This window comes from Pseudomonas putida, assembly GCA_041879295.1.
GTDB lineage: Bacteria > Pseudomonadota > Gammaproteobacteria > Pseudomonadales > Pseudomonadaceae > Aquipseudomonas > Aquipseudomonas putida_Y.
Genome location: CP047152.1, coordinates 2,178,404 through 2,200,202 on the forward strand (window position 1 = coordinate 2,178,404; position 21,799 = coordinate 2,200,202).

General features: G+C 63.5%; 21 protein-coding genes. 9 read left to right on the top strand and 12 right to left on the bottom strand.

What is annotated here, in order from left to right:
* Positions 1-62: 62 nt before the first annotated feature.
* Positions 63-413, bottom strand: a complete 351-nt coding sequence (locus GST84_09880; GenBank protein XGB12660.1) for a response regulator — start codon at positions 411-413, stop codon at positions 63-65.
* Positions 414-661: 248 nt separating this feature from the next.
* Between GST84_09880 and GST84_09885 the strand changes: the two genes are divergently transcribed.
* Genes GST84_09885 through GST84_09905 form a run of 5 tightly spaced genes read left to right on the top strand, consistent with a single transcriptional unit; the run spans position 662 to position 7,161 of the window.
* Positions 662-4,129: a response regulator gene (locus GST84_09885; GenBank protein ID XGB12661.1), complete on the top strand. Its 3,468-nt coding sequence runs from the start codon at positions 662-664 to the stop codon at positions 4,127-4,129.
* Entirely contained in the window at positions 4,126-4,947 is an 822-nt protein-coding gene (locus tag GST84_09890) for a protein-glutamate O-methyltransferase CheR (GenBank protein ID XGB12662.1), read from the top strand. Before GST84_09885 ends, GST84_09890 begins: the two co-directional genes overlap by 4 nt.
* Entirely contained in the window at positions 4,944-5,519 is a 576-nt protein-coding gene (locus tag GST84_09895) for a chemotaxis protein CheB (GenBank protein XGB12663.1), read from the top strand. Before GST84_09890 ends, GST84_09895 begins: the two co-directional genes overlap by 4 nt.
* On the top strand, positions 5,513-6,739 hold the full coding sequence (locus tag GST84_09900) for a response regulator (GenBank protein ID XGB12664.1): 1,227 nt from the start codon (positions 5,513-5,515) through the stop codon (positions 6,737-6,739). Before GST84_09895 ends, GST84_09900 begins: the two co-directional genes overlap by 7 nt.
* Positions 6,740-6,783: 44 nt before the next feature.
* Positions 6,784-7,161 (top strand): response regulator, encoded by a 378-nt coding sequence (locus GST84_09905; GenBank protein ID XGB12665.1) that lies wholly within the window; start codon positions 6,784-6,786, stop codon positions 7,159-7,161.
* A 48-nt stretch (positions 7,162-7,209) separates the two neighbouring features.
* Here GST84_09905 and GST84_09910 read toward each other — a convergent pair whose 3' ends face one another.
* From GST84_09910 to GST84_09920, 3 genes are read right to left on the bottom strand one after another with little or no spacing between them, the layout of a single operon-like run.
* Positions 7,210-7,791 carry a TetR family transcriptional regulator gene (locus tag GST84_09910; protein XGB12666.1) on the bottom strand — a complete coding sequence of 194 codons (582 nt, stop codon included), beginning with the start codon at positions 7,789-7,791 and terminating at the stop codon, positions 7,210-7,212.
* A gap of 12 nt (positions 7,792-7,803) precedes the next feature.
* Positions 7,804-8,652 carry a 3-hydroxybutyryl-CoA dehydrogenase gene (locus GST84_09915; GenBank protein XGB12667.1) on the bottom strand — a complete coding sequence of 283 codons (849 nt, stop codon included), beginning with the start codon at positions 8,650-8,652 and terminating at the stop codon, positions 7,804-7,806.
* A gap of 13 nt (positions 8,653-8,665) precedes the next feature.
* Positions 8,666-9,850 carry an acetyl-CoA C-acyltransferase gene (locus GST84_09920; GenBank protein XGB12668.1) on the bottom strand — a complete coding sequence of 395 codons (1,185 nt, stop codon included), beginning with the start codon at positions 9,848-9,850 and terminating at the stop codon, positions 8,666-8,668.
* A 168-nt stretch (positions 9,851-10,018) separates the two neighbouring features.
* Between GST84_09920 and GST84_09925 the strand changes: the two genes are divergently transcribed.
* Positions 10,019-11,029: a helix-turn-helix domain-containing protein gene (locus tag GST84_09925; protein ID XGB12669.1), complete on the top strand. Its 1,011-nt coding sequence runs from the start codon at positions 10,019-10,021 to the stop codon at positions 11,027-11,029.
* A gap of 483 nt (positions 11,030-11,512) precedes the next feature.
* Here GST84_09925 and GST84_09930 read toward each other — a convergent pair whose 3' ends face one another.
* Entirely contained in the window at positions 11,513-11,950 is a 438-nt protein-coding gene (locus GST84_09930; GenBank protein XGB12670.1) for a carboxymuconolactone decarboxylase family protein, read from the bottom strand.
* 199 nt (positions 11,951-12,149) lie between these two features.
* Here GST84_09930 and GST84_09935 point away from each other — a divergent pair, with 199 nt between their 5' ends.
* Positions 12,150-13,346 (top strand): MFS transporter, encoded by a 1,197-nt coding sequence (locus GST84_09935; protein ID XGB12671.1) that lies wholly within the window; start codon positions 12,150-12,152, stop codon positions 13,344-13,346.
* On the opposite strand, the gene GST84_09940 is transcribed toward GST84_09935, so the two are convergent.
* From GST84_09940 to glcD, 6 genes are all read right to left on the bottom strand, one after another.
* The gene (locus GST84_09940) at positions 13,339-14,772 is read right to left on the bottom strand and encodes an aminotransferase class I/II-fold pyridoxal phosphate-dependent enzyme (GenBank protein XGB12672.1); all 1,434 of its coding nucleotides are present in this window, start codon (positions 14,770-14,772) and stop codon (positions 13,339-13,341) included. The two genes, GST84_09935 and GST84_09940, sit on opposite strands and share 8 nt — an antisense overlap.
* Before the next feature lie 91 nt (positions 14,773-14,863).
* Positions 14,864-15,202: a hypothetical protein gene (locus GST84_09945; protein ID XGB12673.1), complete on the bottom strand. Its 339-nt coding sequence runs from the start codon at positions 15,200-15,202 to the stop codon at positions 14,864-14,866.
* A 140-nt stretch (positions 15,203-15,342) separates the two neighbouring features.
* Positions 15,343-15,741 (bottom strand): hypothetical protein, encoded by a 399-nt coding sequence (locus tag GST84_09950; GenBank protein XGB12674.1) that lies wholly within the window; start codon positions 15,739-15,741, stop codon positions 15,343-15,345.
* Positions 15,734-16,969 carry a glycolate oxidase subunit GlcF gene (glcF, locus tag GST84_09955; GenBank protein XGB12675.1) on the bottom strand — a complete coding sequence of 412 codons (1,236 nt, stop codon included), beginning with the start codon at positions 16,967-16,969 and terminating at the stop codon, positions 15,734-15,736. Before glcF ends, GST84_09950 begins: the two co-directional genes overlap by 8 nt.
* Positions 16,970-16,978: 9 nt before the next feature.
* The gene (gene glcE / locus GST84_09960; GenBank protein XGB12676.1) at positions 16,979-18,031 is read right to left on the bottom strand and encodes a glycolate oxidase subunit GlcE; all 1,053 of its coding nucleotides are present in this window, start codon (positions 18,029-18,031) and stop codon (positions 16,979-16,981) included.
* Positions 18,031-19,530 carry a glycolate oxidase subunit GlcD gene (gene glcD, locus GST84_09965; GenBank protein XGB12677.1) on the bottom strand — a complete coding sequence of 500 codons (1,500 nt, stop codon included), beginning with the start codon at positions 19,528-19,530 and terminating at the stop codon, positions 18,031-18,033. The genes glcE and glcD overlap by 1 nt, the downstream gene beginning before the upstream one ends.
* Positions 19,531-19,725: 195 nt before the next feature.
* Here glcD and glcC point away from each other — a divergent pair, with 195 nt between their 5' ends.
* Positions 19,726-20,490, top strand: coding sequence for a transcriptional regulator GlcC (gene glcC / locus GST84_09970; protein ID XGB12678.1), 765 nt, complete (start codon positions 19,726-19,728; stop codon positions 20,488-20,490).
* Positions 20,491-20,550: 60 nt separating this feature from the next.
* Here the strand turns inward: glcC and GST84_09975 are convergent, their stop codons facing one another.
* Positions 20,551-20,868, bottom strand: coding sequence for a DUF2388 domain-containing protein (locus tag GST84_09975; protein ID XGB12679.1), 318 nt, complete (start codon positions 20,866-20,868; stop codon positions 20,551-20,553).
* Between the two features lie 282 nt (positions 20,869-21,150).
* On the opposite strand from GST84_09975, the gene GST84_09980 reads away from it, so the two are divergent.
* Positions 21,151-21,777, top strand: a complete 627-nt coding sequence (locus tag GST84_09980; GenBank protein ID XGB12680.1) for a glutathione S-transferase — start codon at positions 21,151-21,153, stop codon at positions 21,775-21,777.
* Positions 21,778-21,799: the final 22 nt, after the last annotated feature.

Here is a 21,799-nt window from a genome sequence, read left to right on the forward strand (position 1 = left end):
CGCCTGTGCCGGCCTCTTCGCGGGCAAGTCCGCTCCTGCAGGCGAAACAGGCGACACCGTGCTCAAGGGTTACCCAGAATACCTACTACCGTGTCCCGCAACTTGTCGATGCTGAAAGGTTTGCCGATCAGGTGCATGCCCTCCGGTACATTGAAGCTGTCGGCGTAGCCGCTGGCGAACAACACCGGTAATAGTGGCCGCAGTTCGCGCGCTTTTCCCGCCAGCTCTTCACCTCGCATGTCCGGCAGCCCCACATCGGTCATCATCAGTGCCAGCGCCTGGCTGGGGTCTTCAAGTACACGCAGGGCGGCTGTGGCGTCTTCTGCCTCGATGACCTTGTAGCCCAACTCGTCGAGCACTTCGACCATCAGCATGCGTACGATGTCGTCGTCTTCGACTACCAGAAGGTGCATGGTTCAAATCCTGTACAAATGAGTGTCTTTAATCTGTGCACCGCGCGGCATCAGAAGTTCCCGAGGATACCGCTCCATGCAAATAGATGGAACGATTGCCGAACGCAACCTTCAAATACTGGCTCAATGCCCTGCCAGACCTGTCAAAGCTGGTTAGACTCGCTTATCAGGACAGTGCAGTGGCAGATAACAATAACGACTGATCGGCCACTCTTTTCAATGGACTTTTCTAGCTCGGGCGTTTTCTCATGATTCAAGCAGCCTCGATGGACCAGCGAAGCTTTCGCAAGCTGTTGAGCCGCAACATCGGCCTTCCCCTGGGGGTTGGCCTGCTGGGGGCCGTGGCCTTCGTCGCGGTGATCAACTATCTGCTTTCGGCCATGCAGTGGGTCGAGCACACCGACCGGGTGATCGGCAATGCCAACGATACGGTCAAGCTGTCGATCGACATGGAAACGGGCATGCGCGGCTTCCTGATCACAGGCGACGAGCGCTTCCTTGACCCCTACGAAGTGGCCAAGCCACGCATTTTCGGCAGCCTGCAGAGCCTGCGCGGCATGGTCGAGGACAACCCCCAACAGGTCGACCGCATCGATCGGCTGATCGCCTTGCAGCAGGCCTGGAACGACTTCGGCAACCAGATGATCAACCTGCGCCGCAGCCAGGGCGATTACCAGACCTTGATCGGCAACGGCCGGGGCAAGCGCATCACTGATGAAATCCGCAAGGAATTCGACGACCTGATCAGTACCGAACAACAACTGCGCATGGCCCGCAACGAAAAAGTCAGTTCCGTCACTGTGATGGCGATCTCGTCTTTCGTGCTGTTCATTGTCGGCCTCAGCGCATTGCTGGCTTACCTGGGCCGTCGTGACCTGCTGGCACTTTCGGCCAGCTATGACGAAAACCTGCAGGCCCAGCAACGCTCGGCGCAGCGTCTGGAGCACCAGGCCTGGTTGCGCACCGGCCAGACCCAGCTGGCGCAGCAGGTGCTCGGGCAGCTGACCTTGCCCATGCTTGGCGAGAACATCCTGCGCTTTTTTGCCTCTTATCTGGGCAGCGTGGTGGGCGCCGTGTACGTGCGCGACGAGCATGGCCGGCTGGTGCGCGTGGCCTGTTATGGCCTGGGTGCCGAAGAGCAGGCCCGCGAGCAAGTCGAGCCGGACCACCATGGCCTGTTGGCCCAGGCGGTCCGCGAAGGCCGCTTGCTGCGCCTGGACGACCTGCCCGAAGACTTCTATCGCCTCAGTTCCGGCCTGGGTAGTGGCTTGCCGCGCAGTGCGCTGCTGATGCCGGCGACCGAAGACGGGCAGATCAACGGGGTGATCGAGCTGGGTTTCCTGCGCCCCTTGCAAGAGCGGGATGAAGAGCTGCTGGAGCGGGTCGGCGGCAACCTGGGCATGTCGATCGAGAGTGCCCGTTATCGTCAGCGCCTGCAGGAAGTGCTGGCCGAAACCCAGCAACTCAACGAAGAGCTGCAGGTACAGCAGGAAGAACTCAAGACTGCCAACGAAGAGCTCGAAGAGCAGTCACGGGTGCTCAAGGAGTCGCAGGCCCATCTGGAGACCCAACAGGCCGAACTCGAGCAGACCAACGAGCAGTTGTCAGAACGCACCGAAGCGCTGGACCGCAAGAACGATGAGCTGAGCCAGGCGCAACTGGAGCTGCAGGCCCGTGCCGACGACCTGCAGCGATCGAGCAAGTACAAGTCCGAATTCCTCGCCAACATGTCCCATGAGCTGCGCACGCCGCTCAACAGCTCGCTGATCCTGGCCAAGTTGTTGGCTGAGAACGGTGAGGGCAACCTCAGCGAAGAGCAGGTCAAGTTCGCCGAATCCATCTACTCGGCTGGCAACGATCTGCTTAACCTTATCAACGACATTCTTGATATCGCCAAGGTCGAGGCCGGCAAGCTTGAAGTACGGCCCGAGACCACCCAGGTCGAGCGCCTGGTCGAAGGCTTGCGCGGCATGTTCCAGCCACTTGCCGGTCACAAGGGGCTGGCCTTCGAGGTCAAGGTCGAGCCGCAGGTACCGACCACGCTGTTCACCGACCGTCAGCGCCTGGAGCAGATCCTCAAGAACCTGCTGTCCAACGCCATCAAGTTCACCGAGCGTGGCCAGGTCAGCATGAACGTCAGCTTCCAGGCTGGCAGCGGTATCGTGTTCGCGGTCCGTGACACCGGCATCGGCATTGCGGCCGATCAGCAGCAGGCGATCTTCGGCGCCTTCCACCAGGTCGATGGCACCAGCAATCGCCGCTATGGTGGCACTGGCCTGGGCCTGTCGATCTCCCGTGACCTGGCGCATTTGCTCGGTGGCCAGATCAATGTCGATAGCAGCCCTGGGCAGGGCAGTGTGTTCAGCCTGATTCTGCCGGAGCGCTATGCCGCCGAGGCCGAAGATGTCGAGCCGCAAAGCCTGCGCCCGGCTGTCGATGCGTTGCCGCCAGCACCGCAAGCGCCGCTGGCTGCCGCGGTCATGCGCCCGGCACCGGCCTTTGCCGACGACCGCGAGCGCGCACCTTTCGATACCCGTTGCATTCTGGTGGTCGAAGACGAGCCCAACTTTGCCCGCATCCTCTTCGACCTGGCCCATGAACTGGGCTATAGCTGCCTGGTGGCCCATGGCGCCGACGAAGGCTTCGAGCTGGCGGCCCAGTACATTCCGGATGCGATCCTGCTGGACATGCGCCTGCCCGACCACTCGGGCCTGACTGTCCTGCAGCGCCTCAAGGAGCAGGCCGGCACTCGCCATATCCCGGTGCATATCATTTCGGTGGAAGACCGCGTCGAGGCGGCCATGCACATGGGGGCGGTGGGGTATGCGGTCAAACCCACCAGTCGCGAGGAGCTCAAGGAGGTGTTCGCTCGCCTGGAAGCCAAGCTTACGCAAAAGCTCAAGCACATCCTGCTGGTGGAAGACGACGACCTGCAGCGCGAGAGCATCGCCCGGCTGATCGGCGACGACGATGTCGAGATCACGGCCGTGGCCATGGCCCAGGATGCCCTGGCGCTGTTGCGCCAGAACATCTACGACTGCATGATTATCGACCTCAAACTGCCAGACATGCTCGGTAACGAGCTGCTCAAACGCATGACAGCCGAGGATATTCGCGCCTTCCCGCCGGTGATCGTGTATACCGGCCGCAACCTCACCCGCGAGGAAGAAGCCGACCTGCTCAAGTATTCACGCTCGATCATCATCAAGGGCGCACGTTCGCCGGAGCGCCTGCTCGACGAAGTAACGCTGTTCCTGCACAAGGTCGAATCGCAGTTGTCCAACGAACGTCAACGCATGCTCAAGACCGCGCGCAGCCGCGACAAGGTGTTCGAGGGCCGCAAGGTGCTGCTGGTGGACGACGATGTGCGTAATATCTTCGCCCTGACCAGTGCCCTGGAGCACAAGGGCGCCATCGTCGAAATCGGCCGCAACGGGCGCGAAGCCATCGAGCGCCTGGAGCAGCACGACGACATCGACCTGGTGCTGATGGACGTGATGATGCCGGAGATGGACGGCTTCGAGGCCACCCGCCTGATCCGTCAGCAACCGCGCTGGCGCAAACTGCCCATCATCGCCGTGACCGCCAAGGCCATGAAGGATGACCAGCAGCGTTGCCTGCAAGCCGGTGCCAATGATTACCTGGCCAAGCCGATCGACCTGGACCGCCTGTTCTCGTTGATCCGTGTCTGGCTGCCGCAACTGGAGCGAATTTGACTAGCGAACGCAACACCGACATCGAGATCCGGCTGCTGATCGAGGCGATCTACCTCAAGTACAGCTACGATTTCCGCAATTATTCCGGTGCTTCGATCAAGCGCCGGATTCTCCACGCGCTGCGTCAGTTCGATTGCCTGACGGTGTCTGCGTTGCAGGAGCGCGTGCTGCACGACCCGGGCATGTTCATGCAGTTGCTGCAGTACCTGACGATCCCGGTCAGCGAGATGTTCCGTGACCCTGACCACTTCCTTGCCGTGCGCAACGAAGTGGTGCCGCTGCTGCGTACCTGGCCCTCGATCAAGGTCTGGATCGCGGGGTGCAGCACGGGGGAAGAGGTGTATTCCATGGCCATCCTGTTGCGTGAGGAAGGGCTGCTTGAACGCACCATCATCTACGCCACCGACATCAACCCGCATTCGCTGGACAAGGCCAAGCAGGGCATCTACTCGATGCAGAGCATGCGCGAATACGAGGAAAACTACCGTCTGGCCGGTGGCCGTCGTGACTTTGCCGAGTACTACACCGCCGCCTATGGCAACGCCATCATGGACAGCAGCCTGCGCGACAACGTGACCTTCGCCGACCACAGCCTGGCCACCGACAGCGTGTTCTCCGAGACCCAACTGGTGTCGTGCCGCAATGTGCTGATCTACTTCAACAAGGACCTGCAGGATCGGGCGCTGGGCCTGTTCCATGAATCGCTCTGCCACCGGGGTTTCCTGGTGTTGGGTAGCAAGGAGTCGGTGGACTTTTCGGCCTACAGCGAACGTTTCGAGCCGCTGGTCAAGCCCCAACGGATCTTCCGTAAATCATGAACGGCGTACGTGCAGTGGTGATCGGCGCCTCGGCGGGTGGCGTGGCGGCATTGTTCCAGGTGCTCGGCACGTTGCCATCGGCGTTCGCCATACCGGTGCTCTGCGTGCTGCACCTGCCGGACGATCGCCAAAGCCAGCTGGCTGGCGTGATGCAGCGGCGGCTGCATCGACCGGTGTGCGAGGCACGTGACAAGGAGAGGATCCGCAGCGGGCAGATCTATGTGGCGGGGCCGGGTTACCACTTGTCGGTGGAGCGCGACCTGACGCTGTCGCTGAGCCAGGAAGAACCGGTGCATTTCTCGCGCCCCGCGATTGACTTCCTGTTCATCTCGGCGGCCGATGCCTATGGCGACGGCTTGCTGGGTGTGCTGCTCACCGGGGCCAACGAAGACGGCGCCAGGGGCCTTGCCTACATCAAGAACAATGGGGGGCGCACGATCGTCCAGGACCCTCGTGACGCACAGGTTGCCCTGATGCCGGAGGCTGCTCTGGCCCTGCACCAGCCCGACCATATCCTTACTCTGAGCGGTATCGGGCAGTTGCTCGCGACCTTGGAATACAGCGCATGCTAAGCCACACCATCGCCAAACTGCTGATTGTCGACGACTTGCCGGAAAACCTGCTTGCGCTCGACGCCCTGATCCAGGGCGAGGACCGTGAGGTGCACCAGGCCCAGTCTGCCGAGGCTGCGTTGTCGTTGCTGCTCGAGCACGAGTTTGCCCTGGCCATTCTCGATGTGCAGATGCCGGGCATGAACGGTTTCGAACTGGCCGAGCTGATGCGCGGCACCGACAAGACCAAGCATATCCCGATCGTCTTCGTCAGTGCGGCGGGCCGCGAGATGAATTATGCCTTCAAGGGCTACGAGAGCGGGGCCGTGGACTTTCTGCACAAGCCGCTCGATACCCTGGCAGTGAAAAGCAAGGTCTCGGTGTTCGTCGACCTGTTCCGCCAGCGCAAGGTACTTGGCCGGCAGTTGGAAGCCTTGGAGCAGAGCCGCCAGGAACAGGAGCTGCTGCTCAGCCAGCTGCAGGTGGCGCGGTGTGAGCTGGAGCATGCCGTGCGCATGCGTGACGACTTCATGTCGATCGTCTCCCACGAGGTGCGTACGCCGCTCAATGGCCTGATCCTGGAAACCCAGTTGCGCAAGATGCACCTAGCACGGGGCAACCTGGACGCGTTCAGTGTCGACAAGCTGCAGGCCATGGTCGAGCGCGACGAACGGCAGATCAACAGTCTGATCCGGTTGGTCGAGGACATGCTTGATGTTTCGCGCATCCGTACCGGTAAATTGTCGCTGCGGCCCAAACTGTTTGACCTGGGCCAACTGGTGCGTGGGCTGGTGGAAAACTTCACGGCGCAGGCCATGGCGCTGGACACCCACATCGAATTGCAGCGTTGCGAAGCGCTGAAGGGGGAGTGGGACGAATTCCGGATTGAACAAGTAGTGGCCAACCTGTTGTCCAATGCAATGCGTTACGGCGAGCGCAATCCGGTGCAGGTACGGGTGTTCGAGCAGGACGGCATGGCCTGGGTGCAGGTACAGGATCACGGCATCGGTATCAGCGCCGTCAATCAGCAGCGGATCTTCCAGCAGTTCGAGCGGGTCGCTGCCCAGCAGGCCAGCGGAGGTCTGGGCCTGGGGTTGTACATCTCCGAGCAGATCGTCCAGGCGCACGGTGGCCGGATACAGGTTGAAAGCGAGGAGGGCAAGGGTGCCACATTCACCCTGCAATTGCCGCTGGCAACATTCAAAGAACAAAACGACCAGGCTCGGGCAACCTCTGTGTAAGCCTGGGGTCTGATGGCCAACTGTAAGTATTTCAAGGCGTTAACATGAGTGAAGATGCACAAGATGTGGTTCTGGTCGTCGAGGATGAACCGGCAATTCGCATGATTTTGCGCGATTACCTGGCGGGTGAGGGGTACCACGTCCTGGTGGCTGAAGATGGCGAGCAGGCGTTTGCGATCCTGGCCAGCAAACCGCACCTGGACCTGATGGTGACGGACTTCCGTTTGCCGGGAGGGATCTCGGGCGTGGATATTGCCGAGCCCGCGGTGAAGTTGCGGCCAGACCTGAAGGTGATCTTCATCAGCGGCTACCCGGCGGAGATTCTCGAGTCTGGTAGCCCGATCACCCGCAAGGCACCTATCCTGGCCAAGCCGTTTGACCTGGATACCTTGCACGAGCAGATCCAGTCGCTGTTGCGCTGAGGCATCCGGCCTCTTCGCGGGGCAAGCCCGCGCAGAGGCCATGGCAGGCTATCGCAGCGTCCGCTCAATCCCGCCGACCAGCAAGTTTTCCATCAGCTCCAACCCCTGCTCTTCAGGCATTGCTTTAAGTAACCCCGGCAGTTGGTTGAGAAGCGTCGCCAGTACATGCGCTGTGGCGTCCAACGCTTGCCCCGGCAGTTTCGCTTGCGGTGCGATCAGGCGCAGCAATCCTGCCTCATAACGCTTGCGCAACGCTGCCAGGTGCGCCTGTTGCGCCTCACTCAAACAACACAAATCCCGCTCGGCCAGCCGAAACTGCAGCGGCCGCTCGGCATGCAGCTGCCAGTGCGCAGCAATCAGGCAGCTCAACGCCGATGCCCCACGGGCCATGGCCCGACGGGCCTGGTCCAGCGTGGCTTGCAGCTCTTCGTACAACTCCTCGATCAAGTCGTACAGCAGGTCCTGCTTGCTGGAGAAGTGATGGTACAGCGAGCCGGCGGTCAGCCCCACATGGGCTGCCAGCTCGCGCATGCTGACCTGGCCAAAGCCCTTTTCGGCAAACAATGCCAAGGCCCGGTCACGTCGCTCCTCAAAGTTGGCACAGCGCATTGCGGCATTGACCGGGGGCATGGCGCTTGGTCCTCAGTAGGTGAAGAAACCGCGACCGCTCTTGCGCCCCAGCCAGCCGGCCGCGACCATTTCCTTGAGCAGTGGAGCAGGGCGGTACTTGCTGTCGTTGAAGCCGTCATGGAAGGCCTCCATGATCGCCAGCAGGGTGTCCAGCCCAATCAGGTCGGCCAGGGCCAGCGGGCCGATCGGCTGGTTGCAGCCCAGGCGCATGCCGGTGTCGATGTCCTCTGCACTGGCCAGACCTTCCTGGCGTACGAAGATTGCCTCGTTGATCATCGGCACCAGGATGCGGTTGACCACGAAGCCCGGGCGATTGCCGGCGGTGATCGGGGTCTTGCCGACTTTTTCGGTCACCACCAGCGCTTGGGCGTAGGTGTGGTCGCTGGTCTGCAGGCCACGAATGATCTCCACCAGCGCCATCATCGGTACCGGGTTGAAGAAGTGCACACCAATGAAGCGTTCGGGGTGCTCGATGCTCGCGGCCAGTTGAGTCACTGACAGCGACGAGGTGTTGGTGGCGATCAGGCAGTCGGCGGCGACGTTGGCTGCCACCTGCTGCAGGATGCGTTGCTTGAGCTGCAGGTTCTCGGTAGCCGCCTCGATCACCAGGTGGGCAGTGCTGAGCTGGGTGTAGTCGGTGCTGGTGCGGATGCGGGCTTTGGCGGCTGCGGCTTTGTCGGCGTCGAGGGTGCCTTTGCTGACCTGGCGCTCAAGGTTCTTGCTCAAGGTGGCCACGCCGCGCTCAAGCGCTGCATCGGAAACATCCACCAGCAGCACCTGGTAGCCGGCAATTGCGCACACTTGGGCAATGCCGTTGCCCATGGTGCCAGCGCCGATCACGGCGATCTGTTCAATGCTCATGTGTCAGCCTCCCTCAGACGCGCTCGAACACGACGGCGATACCTTGGCCACCGCCGATACACATCGTGGCCAGGGCGTAGCGGCCCTGGATGCGCTGCAGCTCATGGATGGCCTTGGTGGCGATGATCGCACCGGTGGCACCCACCGGGTGGCCCAGGGAAATGCCCGAGCCGTTGGGGTTGACCTTTTCCGGGTCGAAGCCCAGCTCGCGGGCAACGGCACAGGCCTGGGCGGCGAAGGCCTCGTTGGACTCGATCACATCCAGGTCTTGTAGGTTCAGGCCGGTTTTTTCCAGCACTTTGCGGGTGGCGGGGATCGGCCCCAGGCCCATCAGCTCAGGTTCCACCCCGGCGTGGGCATAGCCCACCAGGCGTGCCAGTGGCTTCAGGCCCAGGCGGCGTACCGCGTCACCTGTGGCCAACACCAGGCCGGCGGCGCCATCGTTGATACCGCTGGCGTTGCCGGCGGTGACGGTACCGTCTTTCTTGAATACCGGCTTCATACCGGCCAGTTGCTCGGCGGTTACATCAGCACGCACATGCTCGTCGACACTGAACTGCACGCTGCCCTTGCGGGTTTTCAGCTCCAACGCAACGATCTGGCTGGCGAAGCGGCCCTCGGCAATGGCCCGAGCAGCGCGGCGCTGGCTGGTCAGGGCCAATTCGTCCTGCATTTCGCGGGTAATACCGTGTTTGGCCGAAACGTTCTCGGCGGTAATGCCCATGTGGAAGTGCTGGAACGGGTCCTGCAGCACGCCGACGGTATAGTCGATGCCTTGCAGATCACCCATGCGTGCACCCCAGCGCGCTTGTGGCAGCAGGTAAGGGCCACGGCTCATGGATTCGGCGCCGGCCGCGACGGCCACGTCGGTGTCGCCCAGCAACAGGCCCTGGGCCGCAGAGACAATGGCCTGCAGGCCAGAGCCGCACAGGCGGTTGACGTTGAATGCCGGCGTTTCCTTGGGGATGCCGGCGTTCATTGCCGCTACCCGTGCCAGATAGGCGTCACGCGGTTCGGTGGGGATTACCGTGCCCATCACCAGGTGGCCGACTTGCTCGGCGGCCAGGCCCGAACGCTCGATGGCGGCGCGGGTCACGGCGCTGGCCAGGTCGGCCAGTGGCAGGTCCTTGAGGGAACCGCCGAAGCCACCAATGGCTGAACGGACGGCACTGACGACGTAGATTTCTGCGCTGCTCATAAGGGCTCCGATTGCGAAGGCGTGGCGGGACCGGGCCAGGCTCTGCGAGAATGGTCGGCGGCCCCGAAGTGGGTTCGAGTCTAGGCAAAGGCTCTGTTGCAGCCTATGCCGGATCTGTTCAAAGAACCTGGCACTTTTTGCCACTCAGCATAGACAGCGAAAACCGCCATGCGCGAAAGCGATTCAGTCGCCGTGTACTTTCTCAACGCCATGCTCCACGCTTTGCGCGACACCCCCGCCGAGCGTGATGCCCAGCTGCTTGCGGTGGGCATCGCCCCGCAGCTGCTCGATCAGCCTCAGGCACGGGTGCCGGCCAAGGCGTTCGCCCAGCTGTGGCTGGCGTTGATCCAGCGCCTTGACGATGAGTTCTTTGGCCTCGACAGCCATGGCATGCCGCTGGGCAGTTTCGCCCTGATTTGTCGGGGTTTGATCCTCGAGCCGAACCTGGAAAAGGCCTTGCGCCAGTGCATGGGGGGCTTCGGCCTGTTCCTGCGTGACCTGCATGGCAGCCTGACGGTACGTGGCGGGCGGGCGCTGATCAGTGTGCAGTCGAACATTGCCGACCCCTTGACCCGGGTCTATGCCGAGGAAACCTACCTGGTGCTGATGATCGGCATGCTGTGCTGGCTGGCCGGGCGGCGGATTGCCATCGACCGCACGGAGCTCGCAGTGTCGCGCCCGGCCCAGGAGGACGACTTGCTGCTGTGGGGGCCGGACCTGCGCCTGGGCAGCGGACGCACCGAGGTGGAGTTCGACAGTGCTTACCTGCGCCTGCCGGTGGTGCAGGACCGGGCGGCTTTGAAGACCTTCCTGCGCAGCGCGCCGCAGGGCCTGGTGATCCGCTTTCGCAATCAGAATGGGCTGGTGGCTGAGGTGTATCGGCACCTGCGGGCATTGCGCTATGGGCAGTGGCCGACATTGGCCGCGCTGGCGCAGCAGCAGGGGATCAGTGCCAGTACCTTTCGCCGGCAGCTGGAGCGGGAAGGGCGTTCGTACCAGCAGATCAAGGATGAAGTGCGCCGGGCCATGGCCTTCGAGCGGCTGCGCGAAGGCACGTTGAGCATTGCCGAAATTGCCGAGCAGGCGGGGTTTCAGGAACCGAGTGCCTTCCACCGGGCGTTCAAGAAGTGGACCGGGCAGAGCCCTGGGAGCTACCGGGCGCGGCTGGCCGGCCGTTGATGTGTCGTCTGTGCCGGCCCTTTCGCGGGTAAACCCGCTCCTACAGGTGCCGGGTGACCTTGAAACCTGCGCTGTCCCTGTAGGAGCGGGCTTGCCCGCGAAGCAACCAACGTGGTGGATGGCACCGGCTCTGCCGGTGTTCGCGGGTAAACCCGCTCCTACAGGTGCCGGGTGACCTTGAAACCTGCGCTGTCCCTGTAGGAGCGGGCTTGCCCGCGAAGCAACCAACGCGGTGGATGGCACCGGCTCTGCCGGTGTTCGCGGGTAAACCCGCTCCTACAGGTGCCGAGTGACCTTGAAACCTGCGCTGTCCCTGTAGGAGCGGGCTTGCCCGCGAAGAAACCAACGCGGTGGATGGCACCGGCTCTGCCGGTGTTCGCGGGTAAACCCGCTCCTACAGGTAACGAGTGACCTTGACGGCTGCGCTGTACCTGTGGGAGCGGGCTTGCCCGCGAACAGGCCTGCACAGGCCACCCGAAAGGATCAGGCCGGCACCATGGCAAAGCCGACGCCGAACCGGTTCCAGGCATTGATGGTGGCAATTGCCAAAGTCAGGTTGGCCACCTCGGCTGGCTCGAAGTGTTCCCGCAGGGCTTCATATTGCGCCTGCGGCGCGCCCTGCTCTGGCAAGCGGGTCAGGCTCTCGACCCAGGCCAGCGCAGCACGTTCACGCGGCGTGAAGTAGCTGGTTTCCTGCCACACGCACAGGGTCTGCAAGCGTGCTTCGGTCTCACCGGCCTTGCGTGCATCGTTGGCGTGCAGGTTGACGCAGTAGGCGCAGCCGTTGATCTGCGACGCGCGCAGGCGTATCAGCTCCAGCAGCGAGTTTTCAAGGCCGCTGTTGGCCAGGGCCTGCTCCAGGCCGACCATGGCTTTGTAGGCTTGCGGCGCGTGTCTGGCCCATTCGATACGGTTGTGCATGGCAGTCTCCAAAGTGCGGGGTGGGTATGGCGCTACTGTAGCGCCGCTCATTGGTCACCCCGATAGCCAATTTTGCGCATAAGCGGGAGGCCAATCGCCCATTCAGGTGGCCACTGACCTGCATCCAATCTCTTCATTTCTGCCAAGCCAGCCGAGCCGGGATAATGGCCAGTTCCTGCTTCAAGAGAACCGATTCACAATGAGAGCTGCATTGAACCTGTTGCTGGTGATCCTGCTGGCGTTGAACCTGCGGCCGATCCTGACCAGTATCGGCCCGTTACTCGAACCCATGCGCGCCAGCACCGGCCTGGGTTACCAGCAGGCCGCCCTGCTGACGGCGCTACCGGTGCTGTGCATGGGCCTGGTGCCCCTGTTGCAACCGTGGCTGCGACGCTGGGTCAGCGAGCATGGTGGCATGCTTGCAGGCCTGGCCGCGATTGCCTTGGCCTGCCTGTGGCGCCTGCAACTGGACAGTGCCTGGGCGCTGATCGCCAGTGCGCTGGTCGCCGGCCTGGGCGTGGCGGTGGTGCAGGGCATGATGCCGGGGCTGGTCAACCGCTGGTTCCCCGGGCGTCTGGCCGGGGCAATGGGGCTGTACTCGGCGGCGTTGATGAGCGGCGGCGGCTTGGCTGCAGTACTCGGTCCACACATCAGCGGCCATTTCGGTTACTGGCAGGCGGGCCTGGGCGTTTGGGCTGTCCCGGCCGTGCTGGCGGTGCTGGCCTGGGCCGTGCTGCGGCCAAGGCAGGAGGCGCCAAAGCTGTCTGGGGTCGCAGGCGGGCACTGGTTCGGCACCCGCCGGGCGTGGTTGCTGGCCTTGTACTTCGGCCTGATCAATGGCGGCTATACCAGCATGGTGGCCTGGTTGCCGGCTTACCACATCGAACACGGCGGCAGCGCCCAGGGCGGCGCCGACCTGGTGGGCTTGATGACCGTCTTCCAGGTGCTCGGTGCGCTCGGCTTGCCGCTGCTGCTGCGACGTTGGACAGACAGGCGTCCAGGGCTGTGGTTGGCGTTGACGATCCAGCTGGCGGGCTTCCTGGGGCTTCTGCTGATACCTACGGCGGCTTCCGGGTTTTGGGTAGCCATGATCGGCTTTGGCTTGGGTGCCTGTTTCAGCCAGTGCCTGACGTTGACCCTGGAACACCTGAAAACGCCTGCCGAGGCCGGCAGCCTGGCGGCGTTCGTACAGGGCATCGGCTTTATCATCACCGGCATCGTGCCGTATATCACCGGTTGGTTGCGGGATGTCAGTGGCGACTTCCAGGCTTCTTGGACGCTGTTGACCGTGACCGTGCTGGCAATGCTGCTGGTGACCGCGTGCTTCAACCCGCGCGGCTATACGGCAGCCATTGCCCGCCCGACTGCAACAGGCAAGGCCGCAGCAATCAACTGAGGCGTTGCAGGGTATCGCGCACCCGGTCCAGCGCCGGGTCGATATCCAGCAGTTCGATGGCGCCGAAGCCCATCAACAGCCCCGGCCGTACCGGCGCCTCGCTGAAGAATGGCGCCAGTGAATACAGGCCGACTTCTACCTTGCGCGCGAGATTGGCCAGCAGCTCCACATCCACCCCAGGTGTAGCCAAGGCACTGAGGTGGAAGCCGGCGCTGGCCGGGATGGTGCGGAACCACGGTGCCAGATCGCCGCCCAGGCGCGCCAGGATGCGCTCGCGGCGTGCGCTGTAGACCTCGTGGCAGCGGCGGATGTGCTTGTTCAGGTGGCCTTCGCCAAGGAAGCGCGCGAGCGCCCACTGCAGCAGGGTAGGGCTGTGCCAATCGCTGAGGTGCTTGGCCACGCAAGCGGCCTGCAGTACGGCAGGCGGCAATACGGCATAACCCAGGCGCAGCTCGGGCAGCAAGGTCTTGGAGAAGGTCCCGACATAGGCGACCAGCCCATGCCGGTCCAGGCGCTGCAGCGCGTCCGAGGCTGGCCCGTGGTAGCGGAATTCACAGTCGTAGTCGTCTTCGATGATCAGTGCACCCAGCTCGGCGGCCCGCGCCAGCAGGGCATGCCGGCGTGGCTCGCTCATCGGCATGCCCAGTGGGAACTGGTGTGAGGGTGTTACGTAGATCAGCCGGGTGCCTTCGGCGATCTGTTCCACGCACAGGCCCTCATCATCCACTGGCACCGATTGCAGGCGTGCACCCAGGGCCAGGAACAATTGCCGTGCCGGCGGGTAGCCAGGATCTTCCATGGCCACCTGGCAGCCCGGTTCGACCAGCACCCGGGCGATCAGGTCCAGCGCTTGCTGGGCGCCGTTGCATACCAGCAGGTCGGCTGCGCTGCAGTGCACCCCGCGTGAGTAGGCGATGTGGTGGGCAATGGCTTCGCGCAGTTCCGGCAAGCCCTGGGCCGGGAATTGTCGCTCGGCGTGGCGCTGGCTACGGCGCAGGGCGTAGTTCAGGCAACTGCGCCATTGGTCGAACGGGAACTGTGCCTTGCTCGAAGCACCACCGACGAAGTCATAGCGCGATGGCGCCTGCAACTGGCGTTGGCTGAGCACGGTGGCGCGCTGCTGCCAGCGCTCGAGGGATGCGGCGCCGGCCAGGGGGATGGTGGCTGATTCGTTGCTGCGCAGCGGATGGCGTGGGGTGACGAATGTGCCACGGCCGACCACGCCGTTGAGCAGGTTATCGTAGGTCAGCCGCGAATAGGCCTCGGCCACTGTCTTGCGCGATACGCCCAGTTGTTCAGCCAGCAGACGGGTGGGCGGCAGTTGGGAGCCGGCGGCCAGGTGGCCGCTGTCGATACCGTCGCGCAGTTGCTGGTAAAGCTGATCGGCCAGGCCTTTGCGGCCCTCCAGGCGAATGTGCAGTTCCATGGGCGGGTCCGGAGCGGAGGATTGCTCAGGATAGCGGATTGGCTGCGACTCAGGTGCTTGTCACAGGCTGCGATGATGCCACGTCAACCGCTCAGAACCGGGCGGTACTGACAGTGATATAGCCTTTTTCTGCCAGGGAAATGCGTATCACGGTTTCATCTTCCGGCGCGTTGCGGTTGCGCTTGATGCGCACGCCTTCTACCGTCGAAGCCTTCATATGCTCTGAAATGGCCCGCCCGTTCGCGTCGAAGAACACCTCGCTGGCCAGCAACTCGATACGTTCGATCAATTGCCGTGAATGTTCATCGGTGGCGCAGAAGAACATGACGCCCGACAAATGCGGGTCGTCGTCGGGGTTGGTCATGTCATGGGCCAACATTTCGCGCAGACTGCTGCGCAGTTCGGCGATGGGGCGGGCGTACGGGTGCATGCGGAGCCTCCTCTGGATCGCGACCTTGCGTCCTCCAGCGCCGATCATGTTTTCTCTGGGTAGGGACATCAAGTAAGGCGCTTCTGAGGCTCGTGTAGGAAATGCCTTTAAGGTGCTGAGGCGGGGGCGAATCGCAGGATCTACAAGGCGGTAGCCCCAGCCTTGGCCACTTGGGCATCCTGTTCGGATTTGACGCCTGATACACCGATGGCGCCCACCACCTGGCCTTTCACCCGCAGCGGTACGCCACCTTCCAGGCTGGTCAGCAGGGGCGCGGTCACGAATGCCGTACGGCCGCCATTGACCATCTCTTCATAATCCCGCGTCTCTTTGCGCCCCAGTGCGGCGGTGCGGGCCTTTTCCAGCGCGATGTAGGCACTGGCCGGTGCGCAGCCGTCCATACGTTCCAGGGCCAGTGGGTGGCCGCCGTCGTCGACCACGGCGATGGTCACGCTCCATTGCCGGGCCTGGGCTTCCTGGCGGGCGGCGCTCAGTACGCGGGCGATTTCGGCCTGGCCGATAACGGATTTGCTAAGCATGGGCGGGCTCCGGGTTCAAGGCTGCTTCGACAATTTCGATCCAGTGGCGCACGGGCGTGCGTCCAGCCCCGTCGAGGTGGGCCTGGCAGCCTATGTTGGCTGTGGCAATGAGGTGCGGCTTACCGCTTTCCAGCGCATTCAGACGATTGTCGCGAAGTTGCAGTGACAGTTCAGGCTGGGTCAGCGAATAGGTCCCCGCCGAGCCGCAGCACAGGTGGCCATCGGGCACTGAGGTCAGGGTAAAGCCGAGCCGCGTCAGCAACGCTTCTATCGCACCGCCCAGCTTCAGGGCGTGCTGCAGGGTGCATGGGCAGTGGAAGGCCAGGCGCTGTTCGGCGCACAGGGCCAATTGTTCGATCGGCTCATCGCGCAAGATTTCCACCAGATCGCGGGAAAGGGCGCTGACCCGGGCGGCCTTGACAGCGTAATGGGGGTCTTTTTCCAGCAGGTGCCCATAGTCGCGGACAAACGCACCGCAGCCGCTGGCGGTCTGCACGATAGCCTCGGCACCCGCTTCGATGGCGGGCCACCAGGCGTCGATATTGCGCCGTGCCCGCTGCAGACCTTGCGCCTGAGCATTCAGGTGATAGTCCACCGCGCCACAGCATCCGGCTTGCCGGATCGGTTGCACGCTGATGCCCAGGCGGTCGAGCAGCCGCGCAGCAGCGGCATTGGTATTGGGTGACAGGGCCGGCTGCACGCAGCCTTCCAGCATCAGTACCCGGCGCGCGTGGCGCACTGCCGGACGCTGGCCGGGTGGGGTGACCTGCGCCGGCAACTTGCGTTTGACTGAGGCCGGTAGCAGCGGGCGCAGCGCCTGGCCGCTGCGGGTCAGGGCCTTGAACAGTGCCGGGCGCGGCACCACCGCACGCAGGCCCAGGCGCAACAGGCGCTGGCTGAGCGGGCGTGGCACTTGCTGCTCGACCACCGCGCGGCCGATGTCCAGCAGATCGTGGTACTTCACCCCGGATGGGCAGGTGGTTTCGCAATTGCGGCAGGTCAGGCAGCGGTCCAGGTGCAGTTGGGTGCTGGCGGTGACCGGCTCGCCTTCGAGCATCTGCTTGATCAGGTAGATGCGCCCGCGCGGGCCGTCCAGCTCGTCGCCCAGCAACTGGTAAGTGGGGCAGGTGGCTGTGCAGAAACCGCAATGTACACAAGTGCGCAGGATGCGTTCTGCTTCGTCGGCGCGGGCCAGGCGGCGCGATGGTTCGCTAAGGTTGGTTTGCATGGTCTGGCCTCACAGGTCCGGGTACAGGCGGCCAGGGTTGAACACCCCCTGGGGATCGAGTTGCTGCTTGAGGGCGCGGTGGTAGCGCATCAGTGCAACCGGCAGTGGCGGGCTGCTGGTTGCACCGGGGGCGTAGCAGGTGGCGTGGCCACCCACCTTGGCCACCTGGTCGCGAATGGCCTGCGCTGGTGCGCGGGTCTTGAGCCAGCGCTGGGCACCACCCCAGTCGATCAGTTGCTGGCCGGGCAGTTTCAGCTCGCCGGTGATGGTGGGTACGGACAGGCGCCACAGGGGGGCGGCGTCGGTAAAGAACGCCAGGCGCTGCTCGCGCAGGTCGCTCCAGAAGCGGTTATCGAGTGTTTCGCCCCCCAGCCGCTGGCGTGCCGACTGCACCGACCCTTCGCCGCCTTCCAGGCGCAGGTACAGCGTTTCGCCGTCATGGCAGGCGGCGCTGATCGGCAGCGGTTGCTGGCCCCATTCGGCCAGCTCGGCCAGCGCTTCATTGCGGCCCATCGGCAGGCGCAGGCTCAGGCACAGGCGTGGCCGTGGCAGCACTTTCAACGAAACTTCGGTCAGCAGCCCCAGGCATCCGAAGCTGCCCGCCATCAGGCGTGACACATCGTAGCCGGCGACGTTCTTCATCACCTCGCCACCAAAGCGCAGCAGCTTGCCGTGGCCGGTGATCACCCGTGTACCCAGTACAAAGTCGCGCACCGACCCGGCCCACGGCCGTCGCGGGCCAGACAACCCGACCGCGACCATGCCGCCCAAGGTGGCCTCGGGGCCCAGGTGGGGCGGCTCGCAGGGCAGCATCTGGCCAGCCTCGTGCAGGGCTGCCTCGATGTCGCGCAGGGGGGTACCGGCGCGAGCCGTGAGTACCAGCTCGGTAGGGTCGTAGCTGACAATGCCGCGATGGTTGCGGGTGTCGAGTACTTCGCCGGCCACCGGGTTGCCGAGCATCGCTTTGCTGTTGCTGCCCTGGATACGCAGCGGCGTACCTTCGTTCAGCGCCTGGTTGACCTGCTCCAACAGCGTCTGGCTCATGTCGCGGTCCATGCTCATCAGAAGCGCTCCAGCTCGGGGAAGGGCAGTTGCCCATGGTGCACATGCAGGGCGCCGAATTCGGCGCAGCGGTGCAGGGTGGGAATGTTCTTGCCGGGGTTGAGCAGGCCCTGAGGGTCGAAGGCGGCCTTCACCGCGTGGAACAGGGTGATTTCGTCGCTGTTGAACTGCGCGCACATCTGGTTGATCTTCTCGCGCCCCACACCGTGTTCACCGGTGATGCTGCCGCCCACCTTCACACACAGCTCCAGAATCTTGCCGCCGATCGCTTCGGCACGCTCCAGCTCGCCGGGCAGGTTGGCATCGAAGAGGATCAAAGGGTGCATGTTGCCGTCGCCGGCATGGAACACGTTGGCCACCCGCAGTCCATACTTCGCGGACAGGTCGCTGATGCCCTTGAGCACCCGTGGTAACTCGCGGCGCGGAATGGTGCCGTCCATGCAGTAGTAGTCCGGCGAGATGCGCCCCACGGCCGGAAAGGCGTTCTTGCGTCCGGCCCAGAAGCGAACACGCTCGGCTTCGTCGCAGGCCTGGCGCACCTCGCGGGCCCCGGCTTGCGTCAGCACGGCGGCGACGCGCTGGCAGTCGTCGTGTACATCGGCTTCCACGCCATCCAGTTCGCACAGCAGGATCGCCGCCGCGTCCACCGGGTAACCGGCATGGATGAAGTCTTCAGCGGCGCGGATCGCCAGGTTGTCCATCATCTCCAGGCCACCGGGAATGATGCCGGCAGCGATGATGTCGGCGACTGCCCGGCCGGCGTCCTCGACGCTGTCGAAACTGGCCAGTATCACCCGCGCCACCTGGGGCTTGGGCAGCAGCTTGACGGTGACTTCGGTGACGATACCGAGCATGCCTTCGGAGCCGGTGAACAATGCCAGCAGGTCGAAGCCGGGGCTGTCCAAGGCATCGCTGCCCAGGCTCAGGCGTTCGCCCTCGACTGTGAGAATCTCCACCTTGAGCACATTGTGTACGGTCAGGCCGTACTTGAGGCAGTGCACGCCACCGGCGTTTTCGGCGACGTTGCCCCCGATCGAGCAGGCAATTTGCGAGGAAGGGTCTGGTGCGTAGTACATGCCATGGGGGGCGACGGCCTGGGAAATGGCCAGGTTGCGTACGCCCGGCTGCACGCGGGCGTAACGCCCCTGAGGGTTTACCTCGAGGATACGGTTGAAGCGCGCCATCACCAGCAGGATGCCCTTGGCCAGTGGCAGGGCACCACCCGACAGGCCGGTACCGGCACCACGCGCAACCACCGGGACGCCGCGCTGGTGGCAGAGCTTCAGCAGCGTCTGCACCTGCTCCAGGCGCTCGGGGAGCACCACCAGCAGTGGCACTGTGCGGTAGGCCGACAGGCCGTCGCATTCGTACGGTTTGAGGTCTTCATCGCGGTGCAGGATTTCAAGATCCGGCAGGGCATCGCGCAGCGCTTGCAACAGGGCGGCCCGGTCCACGTTGGGCAGCGCGCCATCGACGCGTTCGTCGTACAGGATATTCATCGGCTCACTCGGCAACGGTTTTTATTGTTGTTGGCAAAGCGGTCACCGATGCAGCGTGCGCGTGCTAGCGGCCGGGGTCGAGTGAGATTTTGACTGGTCCTACCAGTTTCTTCTGCCAGTGCTGTTTACTCACGGCTCTGTCCGGCTAGATTGGCGCTATAAGTCAAAGTGGTCCTACCAGCAGGAGTGTGTGCAGTGGGTACTGAAGGCAAGGTCAAGGTCGCCGACCAGGTGGCCGAACGGGTCGAGCGGCTTATCGTCGAGGGCGTGCTCAAGGTGGGGCAGGCGCTGCCATCGGAGCGGCGGCTGGTGGAGAAGCTTGGCTGTTCACGTTCGGCGTTACGGGAGGGACTGCGCGTTTTGCGCGGGCGCGGCATCATCGACACCGAACAGGGGCGGGGTTCGTTTGTCGCCGATCTCACCGGGCAGGCGGGTGCTACGCCTTTGATGCACCTGTTCAGTTCGCAACCGCGTACGCTGTTCGACCTGCTGGAGGTCCGGGCGTTGCTGGAGGCTGAGTCGGCGCGGTTGGCTGCGTTGCGCGCTACCGACGTCGACCGCCTGCTGATCCGCCGGCGCTATGAAGAAATGCTGGCTGCGCACGAGGCTGCGCCGGCGCTCGATGCCCGTGAGCATGCCCGTCGTGACCATGCCTTTCACCGGGCAATCAGTGAGGCGTCGCATAACCCGGTGCTGGTGCATACCCTGCAATCGCTCAGTGACCTGACGTTGAGCACTGTGTTTGCTTCGGTCAACAATTTGTACTGCCGGCCAGCGCAGAAACGCCAGATTGATCGGCAGCATGCGCGGTTGTATCGCGCGGTGATGGAGCAAATGCCCGAGCAGGCGCAGCGGGCGGCGCGTGAGCATATCTACGGCATACGCGACAGTTTGCAGGAGATCGAGCAGGAAGAGCAGCGCCTGGTCAGGGCGACCATGCGCATGGATGGCTGGGGGTGAAGCGGCACTGTACCGGCCCTTTCGCGTCGAACCGCCGCGAAAGGGCCGGTACAGGTTTACTCAATGGTCAGCCAGAGGGTCATCCTGCGACAGGATGGCCCGGGCCAGCTCCTCATCATTGGCCTGCAGCCCTGGATGGTCCTTGCGGGCCTGTTCAAGCGCCGACTCCACATAGGCGCCGCGGATGGCACCGCCGCTGGCGACGAACGCTGAAAGTTCGTCACGGGCCGGGATGATCCGTTTGTCATCCTTGAAGGTCGAATACAGCGAAGCGGAAATACCGGCCGAGGTGGCGACGTCGCCCGCATCGACGCGGGCCAGGGCAGCGCCGGCAGGCATCAGGAGCAGCAGCGCAGGGGCGAGCAGTAGGTGGCGCATGTCGTGTTCTCCAGTAGCGTGAAGCACAGGGAAATAAACCACTCAGTGTCTAAGACGGCCGGGGCGTTCAGGTAGTTCCCTGCTCTTGGGTGGAGCGTGTCGAGAGGGAAAGTGCACCTGCCGCTGACGAGGCGGCTGAACTCACGGTTTTCAAGGTGCCGGCGGAGTGCGTCATGGATTGACCGCGTCGGGATGCGCGTGATTTGCTTGGGTGGATGGCACTTCACGGGCAAGCCCGCACAGGGCCCTGCCGATCATTCAAAGGAAACTGAAGGTTCGCCCATGTCCGACTACAAGCTGCATTGCTTCGCCGAATCCGGCAACGCCTACAAGGTTGCGCTCATGCTTGAACTCACCGGCCAGAACTGGCAGCCGGTGTTCGTCGACTTTTTCCATGGCCAGACCCGTGAGCAAGCCTGGCGCGATGAGGTGAACGAGCAAGGCGAGGTGCCGGTGATGGAACACTCTGGCAAGCGCTTCACCCAATCTGCGCTGATCCTGGAATACCTTGCCGAACTGACCGGCCAGTTCGGGCCCCGCGATGAAGACGAAAAACGCGAGATCTGGCGCTGGATGCTGTTCGACAACCATAAGTTCACCAGCTACTACGCTATGCTGCGCTTTCTGTTCTGCCTGAAGAACACCGGTGAAACCGATGTCACGAGGTTCCTGCGCGAGCGTGCCAAGGCGGCTTACCGTATTGTCGACGCGCACCTGGCGAAGACGCCATTCATGGTCGGTGGCCGGTTGACCATTGCCGACCTGTCGTTGGCGGGGTATATGTTCATGCCAGAAGACACCGGTATCCCGCTGGCAGAGTTCACCCACATCGAGGCCTGGAAAGCCCGCATCCAGGCGCTGCCGGGGTGGAAGCACCCGTATGAGCTGATGCCGCGCACGGCATCCTGACTCGTTCGCGACCAAGGCCGTC